The sequence below is a fragment of the Microbulbifer sp. YPW1 genome (genome assembly GCF_013367775.1).
Taxonomy (GTDB): domain Bacteria; phylum Pseudomonadota; class Gammaproteobacteria; order Pseudomonadales; family Cellvibrionaceae; genus Microbulbifer.
The window spans coordinates 3,686,426-3,704,747 of record NZ_CP055157.1 but is presented as its reverse complement, the minus strand read 5'-3'; the positions used below and the strand labels follow the sequence as shown (position 1 = coordinate 3,704,747).

The window sequence follows — 18,322 nt, the reverse complement described above, 5'->3', positions numbered from 1 at the left end:
AGAAGTCATTTCACATCGAGAAATCGGTACTGTATTGTCGCGACAACCCCGCCTAAGCAAGGAGGAGATATGTCTTTTAGGGCACGACTAACAACGATAGCGTCCACCTTTTTGCTTGCCGTACCCATCATCGCCTGGGCGCAGGCAATTCGATTGCAGGGACCGGATCCCCTTGCCAAGCAATCATCGCAAACTGTGATCTACACCTCCCGTGAATTCATCACCATGGATCCGAAGAAACCGCGCGCCGAAGCCGTGGCGGTGAAGGACGGCAGGTTCATCGCCGTCGGCACACGCACCGAGGTCAAGAAGGCAGCCGGGGCCGGAGCGCGAACGGATACGACGTTTGCGGATCTGGTGGTGGTACCGGGCCTCATCGATCAGCACGTGCACCCGTTGCTGGCCGCGCTCGCAATGGTGTGCGATGTGATCTCCATTGAAGACTGGAACACGGCAAACGGCTTCGCGCCCAAGGCACTCGACGAAGCGACCTACCGTAAGCGACTGCAAAAGGCGATCGCCGAGCATAACCCCTCATCCGGTTCGACGCTCTTTACTTGGGGTTACCACCAGGCCTGGCACGGCCCGATGTCGCGCGCCATTCTCGACCAGATGGCGCCCACCCTGCCCGTCGCGGTCTGGGATCGCTCGACGCACATAATGTTCTTCAATACAGCGGCAATGAAAGAGTACGAGATCGACGCCGAGTGGGTCGCGACATTGCCGAAAGCGGCGCAGGAGCAGTCCGACCTGAAAGAAGGCAAGTTCTGGGAAGCAGGCTTTTTCGAGGGAGTAATGGGCCGCATTACCAAGGGCCTTGCAAGTCCTGAGCAACTTGATCGCGGGTTGAAGTTTGCGGAGCGGTATTTCCACCAGCAGGGCATCACCGCTCTTTCCGAGCCGGCCGGTCCACTGGACAAGCCCCTACAGGACGCGATCAACGCTGCGTTCGGCGACGACGCCACCCCATTCAACTTTTTCTACATTCCTGATGGTCGGATGATCGCCGCCAAGTACCTCGACAAGGAAGGGGGCGCAACGCTCATTGCCGAACACGAGAAGATGATGAGCTGGGGTGCCGGCCGCGGGAAGTTCCTGCCGAAGCAGACCAAGCTGTTGCTCGACGGTGCAATCTTCTCCCAGTTAGCCCAGATGCGCGATGGCTACATCGACGGCCACCACGGCGAGTGGATTCAGGCCCCGGATTTATTTGCGCGGGCATTCGACGTCTACTGGGACGCCGGGTATCAGATTCACATCCATGTGCTGGGCGACAAGGCCCTAGACGTGCTGCTCGACACACTCGAGAAAGCGATGAAGCGCAAGCCGCGCACCGACCATCGCACGACGCTCGTGCACTTCGGGTACGCTCAACCGGACCAGATCGCCCGCATCGCCAGGCTTGGCGCGATCGTCTCCGCCAACCCTTCGTACACCACCACACTCGCCGACAAATATGCCAAGGTCGGTGTCGGCAAGGCGCGCACCGAGCGCATGGTGCCGCTAGGGGACACTCTTCGCGCCGGCATACCGATCTCGCTGCACTCCGACATGCCGATGGGACCGGCCAGCCCGCTCTACCTGATGTGGGCGGCGGTCAACCGCACGACGCCTCCCGGTTGGACGCCGGGGCCGGACCAGCGGATTACCGCGGCGCAGGCGCTCGAAGCCGTCACCCTCGGCGCTGCGTATTCGATCCGGCAAGAGAAGGAGATCGGCTCGATCGAGGTGGGCAAGAAGGCCAACCTGACGGTGCTCGGGGAGAGCCCCCTGGAGGTCGAACCTCCCAGGATCAAGGACATCACGGTATGGGGCACGATGCTTGAAGGGCGATTGCAGCCGGTCGGCCCAGCCCCGCACTCAAGTGCACCGGAGTCCCGATCCACTACGTCGACCGGTGACGAGGATTAGCAGACCGATACTCAATCGCTCACACCGAACAGGCCCAACTGGCCATCCACCAGGCTGTCAAAATCCAGGTCGATGAAGGGCAATATGGCATCAGCCACGGGCTTGAGCTGCTTGTCGATATAGTGCTGGTAATCGATCGGTGACTGACGGTAGTCCACTGGCTCGGGGCCGTTGAGGGTGATCACGTATTGAATCCAGCCCTTGTTCTGGTAGCGGGGTTCTAGCCCCTGCTGGCGGCGGTGTTCATCGGCCATGCGCGCCGCGCGCACCTGGGGCGGTACGTTTTTCACGTATTGCTCCAGCTTGCGCCGGAGCCGCTTGCGATACACCAGCTGCTCGTCCATCTCCCCTGCCCGGGTTTTCTCAACCGTCTCGCGGATATAGTCGGACGGATCTTCGCCGTGAAATACCATCCCGTAGAGCTGGGTCTGGAATTGCTTGGCCAGGGGCGTCCAGTCGCTGCGGACGGTTTCCAGGCCCTTGAATACGAGCTTTTCCTCATCCCCGTTCACCACCAGCCCCGCATAGCGTTTCTTGGAGCCGGCCTCGGAGCCGCGAATGGTGGGCATCAAAAAGCGCTGGTAGTGGGTTTCGAATTCCAGCTCCAGTTCGCACGCCAGCGCCAGCTCGTCTTTGAGCTTGTTCTGCCAGCGCGTGTTGATCTCGCTCGCCAGGCCCTTGCCGATCAAATCCGCTTCCTCCGCGCTGGGGCGGCCACTCAGCCAGACAAACGTGGAATCGGTATCGCCATAGATAACCTGGTGACCCAGCTCCTCAATCCAGCGGGCCGTCTGCTGCATGATCTCGTGACCGCGCAGGGTGATGGAGCTGGCCAGGCGCGTGTCGTAAAAACGACAGCCCCCACTTCCGAGCACCCCGTAGAAAGAGTTCATGATGATCTTGATGGCCTGGGAGCGGGCGGCATCCTGCTCCTGCTTGGCGATGTCACGCTCGGCCCAGAGGTTGGTAATGATGTCCGGCAGGAAATGCTTGTCACGGGAAAAGTGCGCGCCGCGAAAACCGGGGATTGTGTTTTTATCCGACCGCCCCTCCGGCTCGCCCTCTTCCGATCCGTCGGCCAACCCCTCAATCAAACCCATAGGATCGATCTTGAAGGTGCGGATAATGCTGGGATACAGGCTCTTGAAATCCAGCACCAGCACGTTGTCGTACAGGCCCGGCCGGGAGTCCATCACATAGCCGCCCGGGCTGGCGAGGCCGCCGTCCGCCGGCAGGTTGGGCGCCACATAGCGGCTGCGGTGTAGTTTGGGCAGGTAGAGGTTGGTAAAGGCCGCCACTGAGCCGCCACTGCGATCGAGTTCGAGGCCGGTGAGCTGGGCCCGCAGGCGCAGGTAATCCAGCAAGCGGGTGTGCAGGTAAATATCCCAGACCAGGCGGCAGTCTTCCAGGTTGTAGGCAGCCAGCTTGGGTTTGTTATGGCGAAAGTCGTGCTCAATCGCGGCCAGGCGGTTGTCCACGTCTTCGGTGTCCTTGCCCCTGCCCAGTAGCGTCTGGGCCACGAACTCCAGGCTGAAGCTTTCAAAGCTGTAGGTGGCGTTCTTCAGTCCATCGATGCCATCCAGTACTACCCGGCCCGGCAGTGTCACGAATCCCTGGCTGCCTTCCCGGCCATCCCGCCAGCGGGCATCGGTGCCACCGCGTCCCAGCTTCAGGCGCAGTCCGTAGCGCCCCGCCCTTTTAACCAGTAGACGAAAGTCAAAGTCCACCACGGACCAGCCGATGATGATGTCCGGGTCCAGGGATTGAATCCTGGCCTCCAGCGCCTCGAGCAACGCCCGCTCGTCATCCACCCAGTGGATGGAGGTATCGGCGGCCTCCGGTTTACCCACCATCAGCACCTCTTCCACGCCGTGCCCGTAGAGACCGATGGAATACAGCTCGCCCTGGCCGGAGCACTCCACATCCAGAGAAACCACCTTGAAATCCGGCTGCACCTCGGCGCCCTTTAGGCGCACGTTGCGATATTCCGTATAGCCGTCTTTGGCCCGGGCCACCCCTTCAAAATAGAGGCCACCGCGGACAAAGCGCTCCATCAGGTAACGGTCGTGGAGCCGAAAATCCGCTTCAAAAACCTCGATGCCGCGATGTTGCAACAGGGTCTGCGCCCGGCGGTGGGCGTCGATGGTGGGGAAATAAAGCATGGCCGCTTCCTCGCGGCCAAAGGTCTGGAAGCCCAGCTGCTGCCAATCGTAAGGCACGCCGGCCAGCGCCTCGGTCACCTGGGTGCGGTCCGCCACCCTCACCATAAAAACCGGGCGCTCACCTTCAATGACCAGCTTGACCGGGCCCTCGGGCGTGGCCAGCCAGTAGTGGATGCAGGTGCTGCCGCGCTGGTCAAAGCTGTGGCGGGTGAGGAGGAATCCTTGGGGCAAAATGCTGTTCTGGGTTGATGAGTGGATTGTTGGTGATGGGCGCGATTGTACTGGATAAATGCACAGCAATTAAGTAATAGCGTCCCATTTGCCCCCCTATCTTGAACTAATATCTTATATCCTGTTTTGTGACGACCCACAGCATTTCATATCAAGAGGGTTATCACGCCCCATGTCACGAAAGATGTAACTGAGCAGTTCCATCGCTATACAAATTACCGGAACACGCTCTAACAAGAATCACTAACTACAAGCAACGGAATGGTCGATTTTTCATGTCAACAGAGCATCGTGATGGTCCGAGCTGTTAGTCAGGTTGGCGCCTAGTTTAATGGCGGCTATTGTGACAATAAGGTTCACGGTACTTGCCGTGACGATGACGTCGCCTCTCACACTTGTGGGGGGTGAAGATGCTGCCACACAGTTGGTGGGGCCGAGTGCAGTGGAGAATGAGCTAGTCGATAACGCAACGGACAAGCCGGACGTGGCTGGGACCGAGCCCACTGGGAAACGCTGGGACGAATGGAAGACACGACTTAAAAAGCGCGCAGGGCTCGATTTCAGCCTCGAATATGATGCACTCGGATACGTGGCATCACAGAGCTTGGACGACGACACCTCCGCCAGTGGCGCTTTCCGTGCCTACGGCATTTGGGATCTGGTAGGCAGACACGGAGCGAATACAGGCAGTCTTATCTTCAAAGTCGAAAACCGACATGGCTATACGGATATCCCTCCAACTGAATTTGGTTTTGAGGTTGGGTATGTCGGGCTGGTCAGTTCGGTTTTCAGCGATCAGAGTTGGCGTGCTACCCACCTGTTCTGGCAGCAGCGCTTCGCGCGTGGTCGAGGCGTAAGTTATTTTGGCTATCTCGACATAACCGACTATGTGGACGTCTATGCCCTTGCGAGTCCCTGGACCGGGTTCTCCAACCTCGTCTTCCAGACCGGCGCCGGCGCTATTGCTGGTTTACCCGATGGGGCACTCGGGGCGATGGTTGGTGGCTTCCTGACGGATCAGATTTATGCGGTGGGCGGCATTGCCGATGCCAACGGCGATGCTACCGATCTTGGTGGCGGTTTTGACACCTTTTTCAGCGATTTCGAAACCATCAAGACCCTTGAGATTGGTAGAACCTCGGCAAAAGAACAGCTTTTTATCGACAATGCTCACGTCACTCTCTGGCAGATCGACGAACGCGACGAGGCTGGCACACCAGATGGCTGGGGAATCAACGCCTCACTTACCCGTAAGGTCGACAATCATTGGCTTCCATTTATTCGCGGAGGCTGGGCGGAAGACGGAGCGAGCTTCTACCAGGCATCTTTCAGCTTGGGGTTTGGGTATGCAAGCATACCTGGCCGCGATTTGCTGGGGCTTGGCCTTAACTGGAGCCGCCCCAACCGTGACACCTTTAAAGCAAAACTTGATGACCAGTACACCATGGAAATCTTCCAGCGGTGGCAGGTCACCGAGCGTGTACAAGTCACTCCAAGCATCCAGTTGATTCAGAATCCCACACTCAATACCACCGAGGACTTCACGGCACTCTTTGGCCTGAGGGCACGAGTCGCCTATTAGTAAAACACGGCTTGGTACCGACAACCTGTCTTCCAGCCACCAGGGAAAACGGATTAGCCAAAGCCCAAGTCGCGCGCCTAGGTTGGAAGCAAAGGAGATATACCGTTGAAATGTTCGAGAGTCTTTATCACAGCCCTTTTGCTTGGCTGCACGATGTCATCGCTCGCTCAAGACTACGACCTCGTGATCAATAACGGCCGGGTGATCGATCCTGAGTCCATGCTGGACGCGGTGCTCAATGTTGGCGTCAAAGACGGACGGATTGCCAAGATTACCCCCCATGACCTCAAGGGGGTCAAGACCATCGATGCAACGGGCCTTGTCGTCGCCCCCGGATTTATCGACCTGCACTTCCATGCCCTCGACGGGCTGTCGCTGAAACTCGCCGCACTCGATGGCGTAACCACAGGAATGGACCTCGAAGCGGGCGCGATAAATGTTGCCGACTGGTATGCCGCAAAAGACAAATCCGGCTGGCCGCTGAATTACGGCACCGGCGTCAGTCAGGAAATGACCCGGACACGGATTCACGATCCAGAAGTCGATACCAGCGGATGGCATGACGCCACCAGTGTTTTCGAACTGCGCGCGCAAGCGGTGAAAACAGACGGTGTTCCCGGCTGGTCCGTCACACGCAGCGATCTGGATCAGCTGAATCAAATCCTCACACACATTGATGAGGAGTTACGCCAGGGTGCGCTCAGCCTCGCCTCAACCATTGGCTACATGAGCGAGGGAGTAACGACATTCGAGATGTTCAAGACGCAGGAGGTCGCGGCCAACTATGGTCGGGCGCTCGGTGCCCATGTGCGCTTTCATGGAAATCCCAGCAATCCAGAGGGAACGCTTGGCACCAGTGAGCTCCTTGCGAACGCGATGGTGCTCGACGCGCCGTTTTCCATTAACCACGACAACGAATACGGCTGGTGGGAAAACGAAGAAAAACTGCAGAAAGCGCGCGCCCAGGGTTACAACGTCTGGTCGGAATACTACCCATATTCCGCAGCATCGACCGCGATTTCCTCTGACTTTTTCTCGCCTGAGAAATTCAAAATCCTCGCGGGCGGCCGCCCCTATGAGGAGACCATCTATGACCCAATTCAGGACAAATTTCTGACCCAGCAAGAATGGGAAACAACGTCCAAGGCGGATCCGGGGCGGACAATTTTCGCATTCAACCCCAAACGGGATGAATGGCTACCCTACTGGTTACGCATGCCACACATGATCGTGGCATCCGACGCGATGTGGTCCGGCAAGGGGATCGACTCCTGGGATCTTCCACCCGAAGACTACGTCGGTCACCCGCGAACCGCAGGCACCCGCGGCAAGACACTCCGGATGGCGCGCGAAAACGGCGTGCCGCTGATGTTCACGATCGCACAAATGGCCTACTGGCCGGCTTATCACCTTGGCCTGACTGGCATCAAGGCAATGCAGGAGCGAGGTCGCCTGCAGGAGGGGATGGTCGCAGACATAACCATCTTCGACCCCGAGAAGGTAACGGACAATGCTACTTACAAGGCCGGCGAGCAGGGCTTACCCACCTCCGGTATTCCTTACGTCATCGTGAGCGGCGTGCCTGTGGTGCGCGACAACGAGTTCCAACTTGATGTCCGCCCCGGCAAGTCGATACGTTTTCCGGTCGAGGAAAGGGGCCGTTTTGAGCCGATCACCGTCGAGGAATGGAGCCGGCAGTTTACAATCAAATCCTTTAGTGTTGGAGATGGCGGGGTCGAACCCAAGAACACAGCTGATGATGAAGGCAACTAGCGTTACGACTTTTGCCTGCGCCACAAGGGGTTCAACTCCGTTTTGGAAAGAGGTTTACTTATCGAAAAACCCTGAAGTCGCAATCGGCCGCGCAAAGCGATGCCCCGAGTGGTCATCGTTGTTGACATTGAAATAGACAATCACGAGATCCCGGGAGGGCGATACGTAGAGGCCCTGAGTCATCAGGCCACCTTTCCACATATCGCCATCGGGCCAGATCACATCCCACTGGCGGCTGTTGGCAATAAAGTCCTTTGAACCCAGATAGTCAACGAACACAGCGCCGTCGAACCCGGCCATGACGAACTCATGCGACCGGACCCCTTTGCGAATGCGCTCGAGGATTTCATCCGTCACCACCTGCTCGACGGCGATCTTTTTCCAGCTCGGGGTGTAGAGCATGCCGAAGCGGGCGAAGTCCCGCAGATTACTCGATATCAACCCATGCGCCGCAACTATCCCGTCCGGTGTCATGTGCAGTTGCAAAGGCCCCTCGGCACCCACCTTCGACCATACGCGGCGGTCGAATATCTGATGCCAGCGGTCGTTTTCCACCTCCTCGGCCAGGAGCACCAGCATTTGCGTCAGCCCCGAGGCATACTCGAATGCCAAACCGGGCTCGTCTTTCTTGGGTGTGCTCTTCAATACGTCACGCAGCTTTTCCACGCCCCGGGTTTTATTCGGAAAGCCAAACTCGGCTTCATACACGCGGCGGGCAATGTTGTCCGGATCGAAGCGGGATTCGGACGTATCCTCCAGGTCCATGCCGGTGGCCATATCCATCACATCACGGGTGGTGATGCCGTCCCAGTCGGTGCCCTTGAAGTCCGTCAGGTATTTGGTGATCGGCGCATTCTCGTCGATCTTCCCCTCACTGATCAGCTGATCGATGACCAGGCTGGCGGTGGGCTTTGACGAAGACATCCAGACATGGTGATCCTCGGGGCGCATGCGCGGATACTTCTCGTACACGATATTGCCTTTGTGTACCACCAGATACGCCTGGGCACCATCGGACTGCGCAAGGAATTCATCGAGGGTAAGCGGCCCCTTGAGCTTACTTTCGGACACCAATTCGACTTTCACTTTGCCGACTTCCGGCATCGGCTTGCTGCCCAGCGGCATCACGTCCTGGTGCGGCGGGAGAATGGCTGTCGGCAGAAACTCCGATGCCCGCATATTGAAATACGCAGAAATATCCCCGCCCTTGAACAGCTCGTTGTAATTGGCATTGCGCGTCTGCTTTTCAAGCTCTAGTGGAAAGCCATCCACAAACGCGTCAAGTGGAGTGTGTTGCAGTGTCTTCTCTTGTGCCTTTTCCTGCGCCCATACGACCGACGCGGCCAAAATGAAGACAGAAGTGACAATGTTTTTTCCAAGCATGATGTCCCTCTCAACGGTTCCGGCGACTGATGTTCTTACCCGCCGAGTCCAATAGTGCTGATGATTCAAGCGTAGTTGAACTGACCTAGACTTGGGGCGGCCACAACTCTGGCCAGTCTCAGCGCCGGGGGCCCCTTACCGCCTCTACCCACGCATGCTGACATTGACCAAGCCGGTGATTGCCGCCATCCATGGGCACTGCAATGGCGGCGGTCTTGAGCAGGCATTGGCCTGCGATATTCGCGTGTGCGCGGAAGATGCACATTTTGGATCGGGGGAAGTGCGTCTTGGCTGGATTCCAGGCGGCTACGGAACACAGCGCCTGCCGCGCCTGATCCCGCTGGGGCCAGCACTGGAGATGCTGTACACAGGCGGCCGTATCGATTCACCGGACGCCTATCGCCTGGGCCTGGTCAACCACGTGGTTGCAGAAGACAAGCTGATTGAAACATGTAAGCAGATCGCCGGCGAGATCATCAAAAGTGCGCCGCTGGCCGTACAGAAGATGAAGACCACGGTAATGCAGTGACTGGACATGCCGTTGTCCTCCGCCGTCAGGCTCGAAAAAGAGTCTTTCGATTTCCTTATGCGGACAGAAGACTCCAAAGAAGGCGCCCTCGCCTTCGCTGAGAAACGCGCACCGAAATGGCAGGGTAAGTGACGGATGCAGGTGCTGCCTGTCGTACTTGAATCGGTCGACCGCTAAGCTCAGCGAGTAGCTGTATTGAAGGCCACAATTGCCATCCATTGAATCTCATGCAGAGGACACGTTCATACTCGGGAAAAGCACGGACGTCCCGTGAAGGAGGCGCTAAGCTGGACGCTGCCACAGGCTGCCAGATCTTGGTGCCGGCCGGTACCAGCGGGATGCCACCGCCTGAGAGAGTCCCTGCCCTAGCAAGCGCGCCTTATCCACCTTGGTGGTCGAGATGCGCGAGTCCCAGGCCCGGGCACCGTGCGCTTTTACCTTGATCCCGATTTCCCGATAGACACCGCGGGCGGTCGCGATGGCCCAGGCGCAGCGAGGCGGCAAGGCCGACAATCCACCGTGTGCGGAGTCATAGTAGGGTTCCGCCAGGTCGATCAGTCGTCGGGCCAGACCGGCGAGGGCCTCACGATGCTGTGGTGCGGTGATCTCCTGGCGAGGAATGTCGGCTTCCTCCAGCCACTGCTCCGGCAAATAGCAGCGACCTATCTGTGCATCCTCGATGATGTCGCGGGCGATATTGGTCAGCTGGAAGGCCAGCCCCAGGTCGCAGGCGCGATCCAGGGTCGCCTCATCCCTCGCACCCATGATCCAGGCCATCATGACGCCCACCACGCCGGCCACGTGATAGCAGTAGTCCACGGTATCGTCGATGGTGACATAGCGCCGCTGTGCGACGTCCATGGCGAAGCCGTTCAGGTGGGCCTGGGGATAGCGCTCGGGAATTCCGTGGCGCAGCGCGACCTCCTGAAAGGCGGCGAAGGCCGGACTTTGCATGGGCTCCCCCGCATAAGCGCGCCGCGTTAATTTTCGCAGCTCGTTGAGGCGCGCCTCGCTGCTTTCGCTCCCAGTTTCGTGAGCTTCATAAGTTTCCTGCGCGGGAAAGCCCAGCTGCTGGTCGTCGATCACATCGTCGCAGTGGCGGCACCAGGCGTACAGCATCATGGCGCTGCGGCGAGTGGCCGGATCGAACAGCTTGGCGGCGGTGGCGAAACTCTTGGAGCCCGCGGCGATCGTCTGCGCAGCGTGCTGTCCCAGCTTATCCCTCATCGAGTCCCTCCAGCATCAGGCCCGCGGTGGCCTTGGCGGAACCGATCACTCCGGGCACCCCGGCGCCGGGATGGGTGCCGGCACCCACCAGGTAGAAATTGTCGATCCTGGCATCCCGGTTGTGGGGCCGGAACCAGGCGCTCTGGGTGAGCGTCGGCTCAAGGGAGAAAGCGGAGCCCAGGTGGGCGTTAAGCTCCTCGCGAAAATCCACGGGAGTGAAGTGCCGGCAGGTCACCAGGTGCTCGCGTAGCCCGGGAATGTAATGACGCTCGAGATAATCGAGGATGCGGTCGCGGTATATCGGCCCCTGGGTTTCCCAGTCGATGTTCGCCTTACCCAGGTGCGGCACCGGCGCCAGGACATAGTGCGCGCTACAGCCTTCCGGAGCCAGGCTCGGATCGGTGACGCAGGGAGAATGCAGATAGAGGGAGAAGTCCTCCGCCAGGGTGTCCGCGTTGAAGATCTCATCGATCAATTCCCGGTAGCGCGGGCCGAAGCACACCGTATGGTGCTCCAGGCCTTGCGGTGGCCTGTCCAGACCGAAATAGATCACGAACAGCGACATGCTGTAGCGCTTGCGGCCCAGGGCCCGGCTTTTGCGGGCACCGCGGGAGTGCCCGCTCAACAGCTTGCTGTAGGTATGCATCACGTCCGCGTTGGAGGCCAGTGCATCCGTCGCGACATGCCGGCCATCCGTCAGGGTGACGCCTTTCACCCGATCCCCCGCGGTCTCGATGCGTTCCACTTCCGCGTTCAGTTCGAGGGTGCCGCCGAGGTCCTCGAACAACTGGACCAGGCCCCGCACCAGAGCGCCAGTGCCGCCCCGTGGAAACCATACGCCCCACTCCCGCTCCAGCGCGTGGATCAGCGTGTAGATCGAGGAGGTGGCGAAAGGGTTGCCCCCAACCAGCAGGGAATGAAAGGAAAAAGCCTGGCGCAGGTGCGGGTCTTCAATGAATTTCGACACCATGGAATAGACGCTGCTCCAGGCCTGAAGCCGTGCCAGTTGCGGCCCGGCGGCGAGCATGTCGCGAAACGAGAGAAACGGCACGGCACCGAGCTTGCGATAGCCCTCCTCGAACACCGCCCTGGAGTAGTTCAGGAACCGTCGATAACCCTCCACGTCTCGTGGATTGCGCTCGGCGATCTGTCGATCCAGGATGGCCTGATCGTTGACGTAGTCAAAGGCCGGGGCATCTTCCCAGCAGAGCCGGTAGAAAGGCGTGACCGGTAGCAGCTCGACATAATCCGCCATTTCCTTGCCCGCCAGTCTAAAAAGCTCTTCCAGCGCGGAGGGGTCGGTAATCACCGTCGGACCGGCATCAAAGGTAAACCCCTTGTCCTCATAGACATAGGCGCGGCCACCGGGCTTGTCGCGCTTTTCTAGCAGAGTGGTCTGGTAGCCCCCCGCCTGCAGGCGGATCGCCAGGGCCAGGCCGCCGAAGCCGGCGCCGATCACCAGGGCACGCTGGGGTTGAGATCCGGGTCCGGGTCGGGGTCGTGTCATGTGCGTATTCCAAAGGAAGTGGATGCGATCTTTTGCGGTGAATTCAGCCACACCGCCTTGAGCGCTTCGCCAAGGGGCACCGGCGGTTTGCCTATCAATATGCGCGCCTTGTCGGCCCGGGTCAGGTGTCCGGCGTAGAAGCGCTCGATCAGCGGTTCCGACAAGCCGTAAAAGCGCTGCATGACCTGCCACCGTTGCTCCGGACGGCCAGCCAGAAACAGCATGCGATTGAGCAGGCGAAAGTAGCCCTGGCGCCGCCATTCACGGGCGGCGAAGGCATGGATGGCCTGGAACAGCGACGCCGCATCGAGATTTCCAAGCTCAGCGATGCACTCCGCCAGCCCCATGGCCTGGGGTACTGAGTAACCGGTGGTGGGGTGGAACAGACCGGCGCGCAGGCCACTTCGCGGTTGGCCTTGGGCGTCCTCCCAGAAAGCATCGAAATCGCCCGCCAGGATAATCGGCAGCACGCCGCTCTCCTCCCGCAGGGTATCGACGATCCGCCAGTCCCGATCCCGCGCATAGGCGTCGATATGCGCACGCAATCGGGACGCGTCCACCTCCGGGCGGTCCACATAGTGAGTATCTTCGATCAGCAAGGTATCGTGGCTGAACGGCAGCACATAGACAAAGCGGTAGCCGTCTTGCTGAGGCACACTGGCGTCCATAAGGATCGGCTCTTCCAGGCCGTGGGGCTTGTCGAGGCGCACTTCCCTACCGAGAAATGCCTGATAGCCCAGGGTCAGATGAGCACTGTCGGCGGGGCCCCGGCCGTCGATCACCGCGTTCGCGTGCAGCACCCGGCCATCTTCGAGTTCCACACAGTCCGGGGAAAGGCGGGTCACACGCGTGTCGGTCCACAGCCTGTCGCCCAGGGCTTCTTCAAGAACGCGGGCGAAATCTCGGGAAAAAATGCTGGCATAGCCTCCGTTCAACAGGCGCTCACGGTGCGGGAAAATCACCCGGTGCCGCTTCCAGCGGCGGCCCACCAGGGGCGCCAGCCAGGCATGTTGGGCTGCAGTGAGATCACCATCGTGAAACGACCAGGTGTGCTGGCCACCGGGGCGACTTTCACTTTCCAACATCAGCAGACGCAACCCCGGCTGCGCCTGAATCAGGCGCAGGGCGATCAGGCCGTTGGCCAGGCCGCCCCCCACCAGTATCAGGTCATAGTCCGGCGCGTTCATGCGAAACACCCTTTGACGGCGATATGCCTAGTCATGGGCCTCTTCCACAGGGACGCCGCGATCATCCAACAGCACCGCCGCACGCAAGGCATGCAGATCCGCGCTGCCGGTACAGAAACAGGCGATACGCAGCTGCTGGATGACCACCTCGAAGTGCTCGACCACCGCCTGACTGGATTCGGTGGCACTCTCCAGCACTGCCGCGGCCTGCCCCACCAGGTTCGCGCCCAGGCGTATTGCCTTGGCGGCGTCCACCCCATCGCGAATACCGCCGGAAGCAATCAGCGGCGTATCCGGCAGGGTCTTGCGTACCGCCCGAATTGCCTGAGCGGTGGGGATGCCCCAGCCGGCGAAGGCCATGGCGACCCGGCGCTGAGTCTCTGCTGCGCGCTCCGCCTCCACCGCTGCCCAGCTGGTACCGCCGGCACCGGCAACGTCGATCATCGCTACCCCCTCTTCCACCAGCGCCCGGGCCACATCGGGGGAGATGCCCGCACCCACTTCCTTAACCACCACCGGCACCTCGAGCGACGTGACCAGCGTACCGATCGCCTGAAGCACGCCACGCCAGTCCCGGTCGCCACCCTCTTGAACCGCCTCCTGCAGGGGGTTGAGATGAACGATCAATGCATCCGCCTCGATCATCTCTACCGCCCGGAGCGCCCACTCGATCCCCTGGGGTTCCCGCAGCTGACCTGCGCCGATATTCCCAAGCAAGGGGATATCCGGGGCGATGCGTCGCAACTGCTTCGTCAGGCCATGATCGCTGCCAGACTGCAGGGCAACTCGCTGGGAACCGATGGCCAGGGCGATACCCAGGTGTTGGGCGGCTTCTGCCAGGTGATGATTGATCGCTTTGGCCCGCTCGGCACCGCCGGTCATGGAACTGATCAACAGCGGTGCGTTAAGTCGTTTATGGAAAAATCGTGTGCTGAGATCGATATCGTCCAGGTGCAACTGTGGCAAGGCGCAATGGGCGAAGCGATAGTCGGCGAATCCCGTAAGGGCCGAAGTCTTGGCCCGACGCGCGTCCAGCACGATGTCGAGATGATCATTCTTGCGTTTCAACAAACCGTTATCAGTCATATCGCACTCCCATTGGAGATTCAGCCTGTTGCTGCTTTAAGCGTTTCTTGAGTTTCCGGACATCGGGCGCGTAAAGAAAGCCGAAGGACACCGCCCCCTCACGAGTACGCACGGCATGATGTATACGGTGCGCCTGGACAAGACGCTTCAGGTAGCCGCTCTTTGGCTGCCAGCGCATCGGCCAGCGTCGGTGCACCATACCGTCGTGAAACAGTGAATACACGACGCCGTAAAGCGTAATGCCTGATGCGATTGCCATGAGCGGCTTCCAGTAAAGGTCACCCACAGCGAACATGCCGATCACCACCAGCGAAAACACAACAACATACAGGTCGTTTTTCTCGAACACGCCGTCAGTGTTTTCATGATGGGTTTTGTGATGGGACTTATGCCAGCCCCAGCCCCACCCGTGCATGATGTACTTATGGGCGTACCAAGCGAACACTTCCATGCCCAGGAAAGCCACTACCACAAGCACGAGTGTCCAGAACCATTCCATCATGCGTTACAACCCTCTCAGGCCGGTGTCTTGAATAAGGGTATGGCAGCAAAAAGCAGGCACACCAGACCCACAGCAGCCAAGATGCCGCCGGGCTGGGCTAGCTGCGCCCAGCTATCGCCGCGAATCAATGCCCCGTAAAAACCTTCGATCGCCCAGGCATTGGGCGTGAACACGCCTACCGTCTGTAACCAGTCAGGCATCATAAAACGTGGCACCATTGAGCCGCCGACAGCGGAAATGATGAGCACAAAAAACGAAGAAAAGGTTGTCGCCTGTTGGGTTGTTCGACACAGCGACAGGAGTAACAATGCCAGCCCGGCACTCGCGGCGGCGCAGGCCAATGCCATGATGATAACTTGCGCCAAAGCGCGCTCTATCTCCAGCCCAAACCCGAACCTTGCGACCAGGAAAATAGCGCTAGCCTGTAAAAATCCCAGGGTTAACAAAAACAGAAACCGCCCCAGCAGTAACCGGGCGTGTGCCGCTTTACTCAGCAGGAGGCGTTCGGAGATACCGTTCTGGCGCTCCTCCAAACTGACCATGCCCGCATTCACGGCGGACAATAACAAGAACAGAATTGTGGTGGCACCGGCATAGTAAGCAACGCCGCTTAGCCCAGAGATAGACGCTGGCGCCTGGCCATAAACGGGCTGAAACTCGATAAGTGCGTCTTTCGCCGCTGCGCTGTCCGGCTCTCCTGCCATCGCGCCTAAAGCGGCGTCCAGGCGCGCCTGTTGCGCGGGCGTGAAGCCATCAACTAAAGCTTCTGTACTTTGCGCAAGACGTTGTGCAAGAACCTGTGGTTGTTGGGAGGCCAGGCTTTGCCGCAGCCAGCCTTGTAAAGACAGGGCAGCAATTTCACGGGTAGGCTCGCTGACGATGGTAAACAGCGGACCGCTGTTATCGCCTGCTTGCCCGTGGATGATCACCGCGGTGTCGAAATTGCCTTGTCGCACCTCTTCGAGTAATTGAGCACGGTTCGAATCGGAAAGCGCCGTAATCTCCACCTCTTCGCTTTGTATCAGGTGCTGCGCGAAGTCTTGCATTCCCGGATCTTCCGATTCCAACAACAGCCCTACCCGCAAGTGCAAGTCCCCTTCCGCGGCGCCGGAGAAGATGCTGGCAAAAATGGCGAATACCAGGCTCGGCAAAGCAAATGCCAAGAGTAACGCACCGCGGTCACGCCACAAGCCTAAGGCCATCACTCGGAAAATTGCCCTCATGACTCCGATTCCCACTCAGACTCCGCCGCAGAATCGGTGGGGGCACCGGTAACGTGCTGCATCACGTTTTTTAATCCGGGCCGGCGTACCGAGACCTCGGCAATTGCATCACGGGCTCCCACAAGGTCGCGGTAGAGGTGATCGATCAAATTATCCAACGGAAGGTCACTTTGCAGACACCATTCACTGCTCTCATCACTGTCACGACAAAAACCGATCTCCTGCAGCCGATCACAGAGTGCCGGAGGGGCCATGTCCACCGTTCGCACAACGAAGAGCTGACGGTTACCGAAGGTTTCGTGTACTAATGCCTGGGGCTCGGCCAGGGCTTTCAGCTGGCCTTGATGAAGAAGAGCCACGCGGTGGGATAGCACTTCAGCCTCGTCTAGCTCATGGGTAACAACGACCACGGTCGCACCCTGCTCGGCGCGGCGGCGAATCAGGTCGTGGATTGACATGCGCACACCCAGGTCGACCCCGGCAGTGGGTTCGTCCAGCACTAAAAGCGAAGGCTGCGAGACCAGGGTAGCTGCCAGGTGCAAGCGCCGTTGCATACCACCGGACAATTGGTCTACCCGCACATCGGCTTTGTCTGCCAGCTCGATTTCTTCCAGGGCTTGACTGATCCGTGCGGCTATCTGGTGGCGACGGACCCCGGTGCAGCGCGCGAAAAACTCCAGGTTCTCGCGCCCCGTCAGGTGCCGGTATAAACCCAGGAACTGGGGAGTGAAGCCGATGGAATGCTGATAGGCCTTGCCCGGAAAAAGCGCTTTTCCTGCAATGAATATTTGCCCGGAGGTGGGACGCAACTTGCCGGTAATGGCGCGCAACAACGTCGATTTTCCTGCACCATTAGGCCCGAGGATACCGAGTATTTCACCCGGATTTACCTGCAAAGTGACGTCGTCCAGGGCGCGGTGGCTGCCGTAGACGACCCGTAGTCGATCAATGGTGAGTGCTGCAGTCGCCGTCATTCGCCAGGTCTAACTCCCGAGCCTCTGCGCCGCACCGTTGAAGGTAGCGAACTGTTGCTCCACGAGTGCGGCGAGTAAGGATTCTTCGTGCCCTGCTCTGCGCAATTGCTCTCTCGCCATTGCCTGTGCGTCGCTAAATGCACCACGCAATTCTTCCGGTGTGTAAAGAGAAAGCAAAGTGGTTTTCGCCACATCCTGCTGCACGTCCTTACCGGTCTCTTGCGCAAAGATACTGTGGTCCAACATATCGTCGTAAAGCTGAAACACCAGACCAAAGGCACGGGCAAAGCGCGTCAATGCCTCTATCGCTTCTGCGTCCAGCCCCACAAGCCGTGCACCAGTGACGACGGAAAACTCAAACAGGCAACCTGTTTTCTGGTGATAGAGTTGCTCGACTTCGCTCTTGGCACCCACGGGCTGATTTTGTAAATCCGCGACCTGCCCGCCAACTAGCCCCATAGAACCAATAACATGACTGAGATGCGCACTCACGGCGACTTTGGTGGAAGCATCCACGTTGGGGCAATTGGCGATAATCCCGTACGCGAGATTGAGGAGGTTGGTTGATGCAAGAATGGCTGTGCTTTCGGAAAAGCGTATGTGCGTGCAAGGGCGATCGCGGCGCATCGTCGCATTGTCCATACAGGGCAGGTCGTCGAGAATCAGCGAAGCGGTATGCACCAGTTCCGATACGCAGGCCATGCGAAGTAAGTGACTGTCAGTGGCCACGTTCGCAGCCAGAAGCGTAAGAAGCGGGCGCAAGCGCTTGCCTGGCCCCATTAAAGCGTAATGCATTGCTTGATGCAGATACGTGGGCGGCGTTTCTTTAGCGGGTAGAAGCTCCAGCAAGGTTGTGTTTACCATGCTTTTTAGATGGACAACTTCCATCAGTGGAGTCACTGGAGTCGAGATGGTTATTGGCCCCTGATTACCAACTCGGGACGAGACAGACGCGGAGTCTGAGACGGAGGATTGCGGCTTGCGTGTAAAGGTCACCCTGTTCCCTCAGTTGACTACCTATGCGGTCATAATAAAGTCAGAGCGG

The 18,322-nt window shown here is 59.1% G+C and carries 14 protein-coding genes; 4 read left to right on the top strand and 10 right to left on the bottom strand.

The features are described from left to right. Window positions 1-69 precede the first annotated feature (69 nt). Window positions 70-1,911 carry an amidohydrolase gene (locus HUW35_RS15050; RefSeq protein WP_181253059.1) on the top strand — a complete coding sequence of 614 codons (1,842 nt, stop codon included), beginning with the start codon at window positions 70-72 and terminating at the stop codon, window positions 1,909-1,911. Window positions 1,912-1,922: 11 nt separating this feature from the next. On the opposite strand, the gene HUW35_RS15045 is transcribed toward HUW35_RS15050, so the two are convergent. Continuing rightward, on the bottom strand, window positions 1,923-4,304 hold the full coding sequence (locus HUW35_RS15045) for a DNA polymerase II (protein WP_181253058.1): 2,382 nt from the start codon (window positions 4,302-4,304) through the stop codon (window positions 1,923-1,925). A gap of 442 nt (window positions 4,305-4,746) precedes the next feature. On the opposite strand from HUW35_RS15045, the gene HUW35_RS15040 reads away from it, so the two are divergent. Continuing rightward, window positions 4,747-5,886, top strand: coding sequence for a carbohydrate porin (locus HUW35_RS15040; RefSeq protein ID WP_219932594.1), 1,140 nt, complete (start codon window positions 4,747-4,749; stop codon window positions 5,884-5,886). Window positions 5,887-6,039: 153 nt separating this feature from the next. Next, the gene (locus HUW35_RS15035; protein WP_181253056.1) at window positions 6,040-7,659 is read left to right on the top strand and encodes an amidohydrolase family protein; all 1,620 of its coding nucleotides are present in this window, start codon (window positions 6,040-6,042) and stop codon (window positions 7,657-7,659) included. A gap of 54 nt (window positions 7,660-7,713) precedes the next feature. Here HUW35_RS15035 and HUW35_RS15030 read toward each other — a convergent pair whose 3' ends face one another. Further along, the gene (locus HUW35_RS15030) at window positions 7,714-9,042 is read right to left on the bottom strand and encodes a serine hydrolase (protein WP_181253055.1); all 1,329 of its coding nucleotides are present in this window, start codon (window positions 9,040-9,042) and stop codon (window positions 7,714-7,716) included. A 91-nt stretch (window positions 9,043-9,133) separates the two neighbouring features. On the opposite strand from HUW35_RS15030, the gene HUW35_RS15025 reads away from it, so the two are divergent. Continuing rightward, the gene (locus HUW35_RS15025) at window positions 9,134-9,571 is read left to right on the top strand and encodes an enoyl-CoA hydratase/isomerase family protein (RefSeq protein ID WP_255463329.1); all 438 of its coding nucleotides are present in this window, start codon (window positions 9,134-9,136) and stop codon (window positions 9,569-9,571) included. A gap of 282 nt (window positions 9,572-9,853) precedes the next feature. Here HUW35_RS15025 and crtB read toward each other — a convergent pair whose 3' ends face one another. The 8 genes from crtB to HUW35_RS14985 are packed head-to-tail and all read right to left on the bottom strand — an operon-like array spanning window position 9,854 to window position 18,165. Then, window positions 9,854-10,798 (bottom strand): 15-cis-phytoene synthase CrtB, encoded by a 945-nt coding sequence (gene crtB, locus HUW35_RS15020; protein WP_181253053.1) that lies wholly within the window; start codon window positions 10,796-10,798, stop codon window positions 9,854-9,856. Further along, on the bottom strand, window positions 10,788-12,305 hold the full coding sequence (locus HUW35_RS15015; protein WP_181253052.1) for a phytoene desaturase: 1,518 nt from the start codon (window positions 12,303-12,305) through the stop codon (window positions 10,788-10,790). The genes crtB and HUW35_RS15015 overlap by 11 nt, the downstream gene beginning before the upstream one ends. Next, the gene (gene crtY, locus HUW35_RS15010; protein ID WP_181253051.1) at window positions 12,302-13,492 is read right to left on the bottom strand and encodes a lycopene beta-cyclase CrtY; all 1,191 of its coding nucleotides are present in this window, start codon (window positions 13,490-13,492) and stop codon (window positions 12,302-12,304) included. The genes HUW35_RS15015 and crtY overlap by 4 nt, the downstream gene beginning before the upstream one ends. Window positions 13,493-13,519: 27 nt before the next feature. Continuing rightward, window positions 13,520-14,578 (bottom strand): type 2 isopentenyl-diphosphate Delta-isomerase, encoded by a 1,059-nt coding sequence (gene fni / locus HUW35_RS15005; RefSeq protein WP_181253050.1) that lies wholly within the window; start codon window positions 14,576-14,578, stop codon window positions 13,520-13,522. After that, window positions 14,571-15,080, bottom strand: a complete 510-nt coding sequence (locus HUW35_RS15000) for a sterol desaturase family protein (protein WP_219932590.1) — start codon at window positions 15,078-15,080, stop codon at window positions 14,571-14,573. The genes fni and HUW35_RS15000 overlap by 8 nt, the downstream gene beginning before the upstream one ends. 14 nt (window positions 15,081-15,094) lie before the next feature. Then, a complete protein-coding gene (locus HUW35_RS14995; RefSeq protein WP_219932588.1) occupies window positions 15,095-16,318 on the bottom strand; it encodes an ABC transporter permease in 1,224 nt (407 codons plus the stop codon). Continuing rightward, complete coding sequence (ccmA, locus tag HUW35_RS14990) at window positions 16,300-17,277, bottom strand: heme ABC exporter ATP-binding protein CcmA (protein WP_181253048.1); 978 nt, start codon at window positions 17,275-17,277, stop codon at window positions 16,300-16,302. Before ccmA ends, HUW35_RS14995 begins: the two co-directional genes overlap by 19 nt. A 9-nt stretch (window positions 17,278-17,286) precedes the next feature. Further along, window positions 17,287-18,165, bottom strand: coding sequence for a polyprenyl synthetase family protein (locus HUW35_RS14985; protein ID WP_181253047.1), 879 nt, complete (start codon window positions 18,163-18,165; stop codon window positions 17,287-17,289). Between the last annotated feature and the right edge of the window lie 157 nt (window positions 18,166-18,322).

What these genes read in the sequence shown, in the direction of transcription:
- HUW35_RS15035 (WP_181253056.1), top strand. Translation starts at nt 6,040, where the DNA reads ATGTCATCGCTCGCTCAAGACTACGACCTCGTGATCAATAACGGCCGG.
- crtY (WP_181253051.1), bottom strand. Translation starts at nt 13,492, where the DNA reads ATGAACGCGCCGGACTATGACCTGATACTGGTGGGGGGCGGCCTGGCC.
- crtB (WP_181253053.1), bottom strand. Translation starts at nt 10,798, where the DNA reads ATGAGGGATAAGCTGGGACAGCACGCTGCGCAGACGATCGCCGCGGGC.
- HUW35_RS15030 (WP_181253055.1), bottom strand. Translation starts at nt 9,042, where the DNA reads ATGCTTGGAAAAAACATTGTCACTTCTGTCTTCATTTTGGCCGCGTCG.
- ccmA (WP_181253048.1), bottom strand. Translation starts at nt 17,277, where the DNA reads ATGACGGCGACTGCAGCACTCACCATTGATCGACTACGGGTCGTCTAC.
- HUW35_RS15015 (WP_181253052.1), bottom strand. Translation starts at nt 12,305, where the DNA reads ATGACACGACCCCGACCCGGACCCGGATCTCAACCCCAGCGTGCCCTG.
- HUW35_RS15050 (WP_181253059.1), top strand. Translation starts at nt 70, where the DNA reads ATGTCTTTTAGGGCACGACTAACAACGATAGCGTCCACCTTTTTGCTT.
- HUW35_RS15000 (WP_219932590.1), bottom strand. Translation starts at nt 15,080, where the DNA reads ATGATGGAATGGTTCTGGACACTCGTGCTTGTGGTAGTGGCTTTCCTG.
- fni (WP_181253050.1), bottom strand. Translation starts at nt 14,578, where the DNA reads ATGACTGATAACGGTTTGTTGAAACGCAAGAATGATCATCTCGACATC.
- HUW35_RS14985 (WP_181253047.1), bottom strand. Translation starts at nt 18,165, where the DNA reads ATGGAAGTTGTCCATCTAAAAAGCATGGTAAACACAACCTTGCTGGAG.